Genomic DNA, 3,090 nt, shown 5'->3' with positions numbered 1-3,090 from the left:
TCTGTCTTGATAGGTCAGGTAAAACTTGCGCATATATTCGAGATTGGAGCGGGAAAAGCCGCGCCCGAATTCGTCCGTCAGTTCCGCAGACAATTCCTTGAGCAGCGCTTTGCCGTATTCTGCCCGCTCCGCTCCCTGCTGCTCATGCACGACAATCCGGCGGCCGATCTCAAAATTGGTCAGCACCTGGATCAGATCGACGGCCTGCACCACCGCCTGACGGGCGGAGAGGATCAGATCGCGGATATCGTGGATCAGATCCTTCATTCCGTTACTTCCCGCAACAACGCCAGAATCCGCTGCTCAACGCCGGCCAGTTCGGCATCGATCTCGTGCAGCGGGCGCGGCGGCTGATACTGGAAGAACACGCGGTTGAAGTTGATCTCGTAACCGATCTTGCCGATGCCGCCGTCCTGCTCGTCCAGCGTATCGCGGTCGATCCAGGCGTCTGCCACATAAGGCCGCACTTCGCGCAGCACATAGCTGACGATGTCTTCCTTCAGCGGGATGTTCTCGGCATCCTTCAACGCCGGGTCGGGCTCGTATTCGATGTATTTTCCCTTGCCGCCGGTGTGCAGGCCGAGCAGGGCGTAGAGATCATCCTTCGTGATGCCGGCGGGCAGGGTTTGGCTGGGGAAGAGGGCGGCGCGGTCCAGCGGTTCGGCCTTGTGGTGTTTGGCGATCACCGGCGCGGCCTCGGGGTCGACGGTAGTGAAGCACTCACGGAAGATCTTCTTCTGTGCCGTGCCCTTGGTGCCATTGGCCCAGCCTTCCACGTCGTTGGGCAGGGTCTTGAACACTTGCTGCACGTCGTCCCAGGCCTGATTCCAGTCCAGCAGCGGTTCTGGCCCAAGCTGGTCTTGCACCGCCTGCAGGGCATCGAACAGTTCCGGGCAGGTGTTCAAGAAGCGCTCGCGGGCCTCCTCGGTGATCTCGAAGCGCAGCCGCAGCGGGCGCAGCACGGTGATGCGGCGGTAGCCGAAATCGCTGTTGTCGAACACGCGGCTGGTCTTGCTGTCTTCCATCGCACCGTGCTCGCGGGTGATGGCGTCAATTGCCACCTGATCGAGGTAGCGGCGCTTGTCGCCTAAGCTGCGCTTCATCGGCGTCCAGCGCTCGCGGGCGTCGATCAATTGGATCTTGCCGCGGCGAGTGGCGGCCTTGCGGTTGCTGACCACCCAGATGAAAGTGCCGATGCCGGTGTTGTAGAACATCTGCTCGGGCAGGGCGACGATGGTTTCGAGCTGATCATGCTCGATGATCCAGCGGCGGATTTCACTCTCGCCGCTGCCAGCGCCGCCGGTGAACAAGGGCGAACCGTTAAAGACAATGGCGGTGCGCGAGCCGGGCTTGTCGCGGTTGCCTTCCTGGTAGTCCTGGAACTTGCTCATCATGTAGAGCAGGAACAGCAGGGCGCCGTCGTTGATGCGCGGCAGCTTGCCGCTGTAGCCGCAGAAACTGGGCCAGCGGTCGATAGTCTTCTTTTCCGCCTTCCAATAATCCACGCCAAAAGGCGGGTTGGCCAACAGATAATCGAAATGGTGATCGGGAAACGGGTCGCCGGTGAGGGTGTTGCCCAGCACCACCTGGCCATCCTTGTGGCCCTTGATCAAGAGGTCGGAGGCGGCTACGGCGTAGGAGCGCGGGTTGTAGTCCTGGCCGAAGACCTTGACGATGGCTTGCTCGTTGTGGGCGCGGATCCAGTTCTGCGACTCAGCCAGCATGCCGCCGGTGCCGCAAGCCGGGTCGCAGATGGTGACGATGACGCCCTGCTGGGTGAGCACCTGGGTGTCGGGCTCCAGCAATAGGTTAACCATGAGCCGGATGACCTCACGCGGGGTGAAGTGATCGCCCGCCGTTTCGTTGGCGGCTTCGTTGAAACGGCGGATCAGGTCTTCGAACACCAGCCCCATGGTGATGTTGTCGATGTGCTTAGGATGCAGGTCAATCTCGGCGAACTGAGCGACTACCTGGTAGAGGCGGTTGGATTCTTCGAGCTTTTCGATCTCCTTGTCGAATTCGAAGCGCTCGAAGATCTTGCGGATGTTCTCGGAGAAGCTGGCAATGTAGTCGGCCAGGTGGCGGCCGATGTTGTCTGGATCGCCTTTGAGCTTCTGAAAGTCGAGCAGGCTGTGATTGTGGAAGCCCAGCGGCTTGCCGTCTTCATCCTTGGCCAGGTTGTTGAGGATGGCGTCGACGTTGGGCTGCCCCTTGGCAACGAGCTCGGCGTGGCGCTTGAGCACGGCGTCCTTACTCGGTGCCAGCACGGCATCAAAACGGCGCAGCACGGTGAGCGGCAGCATCACGCGCTCGTACTGCGGCGGGCGGTAGGGGCCACGCAGCAGGTCGGCCACAGACCAGATGAAGTTGGCAAGCTGCTGAAAGTTAGCGGGAGTCATCGAATAAAGTTATTCATCGGCAAATGCCGGTTTGAAATCGGTTTGACATAACGGAATGGCGAACTATAACGCAATTAGCGTTCAGCCAAAATAATTTCAACCGTATTCACTTCACCATCCCGCCGATATCGTAATTCAGTTTTTTCTCCGGCTTTGAGCGTTCGCAGGATATTCGCATACGACGCCAAATCGCTGATCGTTTGTCCAGCCAGTTGTATCAGGATGTCGCCCGCCTGTAATTGCGCTTGCTGTGCCGGGGAACCGGGGAGGACGTTGTCCACGCACACGCCTTCGCCCTGGTACGAAAAATCCGGTACGGTGCCGAGACTGGCTGTGCGTTTTTCTTTGGTTTTTGTTTCTGTGGGCTCAGTTTGCGTATTTTGTGATTGCAACGTGACGGTCAGCGGTTCGATGCGGTTGGCCAGGTATTCGGTGGCTTCTTTGAGAATTGCGGCGACTTTGACCAATCCGGCGGAATCGATTTTGTCCACGGTGTCGCCGGGGGCGTGGTAGTCCTCGTGTGCGCTGGCGAAGAATTGCACGGCGGGCACGCCAGCCTGGATGAAAGCGGCTTGGGCGCTGGAACCGAAGTCATCTTGCACGGCGTTGACGGGAATACCGGTGACAAATCCTGCGCCGCGGAAAACATGCACCAGTTCGCGCGCGGTGCCGGTACCGAACACGGTGACCG

The 3,090-nt window shown here is 59.6% G+C and carries 3 protein-coding genes; all 3 read right to left on the bottom strand.

The genetic code is table 11. The annotated features are described in order from the left end of the window. A partial coding sequence (locus tag Q8M85_RS02620) for a DUF1016 N-terminal domain-containing protein (RefSeq protein ID WP_305539876.1) occupies positions 1-267 on the bottom strand: 267 nt, incomplete at its 3' end. Beyond that, positions 264-2,399, bottom strand: coding sequence for a class I SAM-dependent DNA methyltransferase (locus Q8M85_RS02615; RefSeq protein WP_305332993.1), 2,136 nt, complete (start codon positions 2,397-2,399; stop codon positions 264-266). The genes Q8M85_RS02620 and Q8M85_RS02615, both read right to left, overlap by 4 nt. A 74-nt stretch (positions 2,400-2,473) precedes the next feature. Then, positions 2,474-3,090: PDZ domain-containing protein (locus Q8M85_RS02610; RefSeq protein WP_305539873.1), on the bottom strand; the 617-nt coding region annotated here is incomplete at its 5' end.

Origin of the sequence: Tabrizicola sp. (assembly GCF_030694085.1) — a bacterium.
Lineage (GTDB): Bacteria > Pseudomonadota > Alphaproteobacteria > Rhodobacterales > Rhodobacteraceae > Tabrizicola.
Note: the sequence above shows the minus strand (reverse complement) of the source record. Positions and strands in the feature narration are given on the sequence as shown.

Coding starts and splice junctions, on each gene's coding strand:
- Q8M85_RS02615 (WP_305332993.1), bottom strand. CDS start 2,399: ATGACTCCCGCTAACTTTCAGCAGCTTGCCAACTTCATCTGGTCTGTG.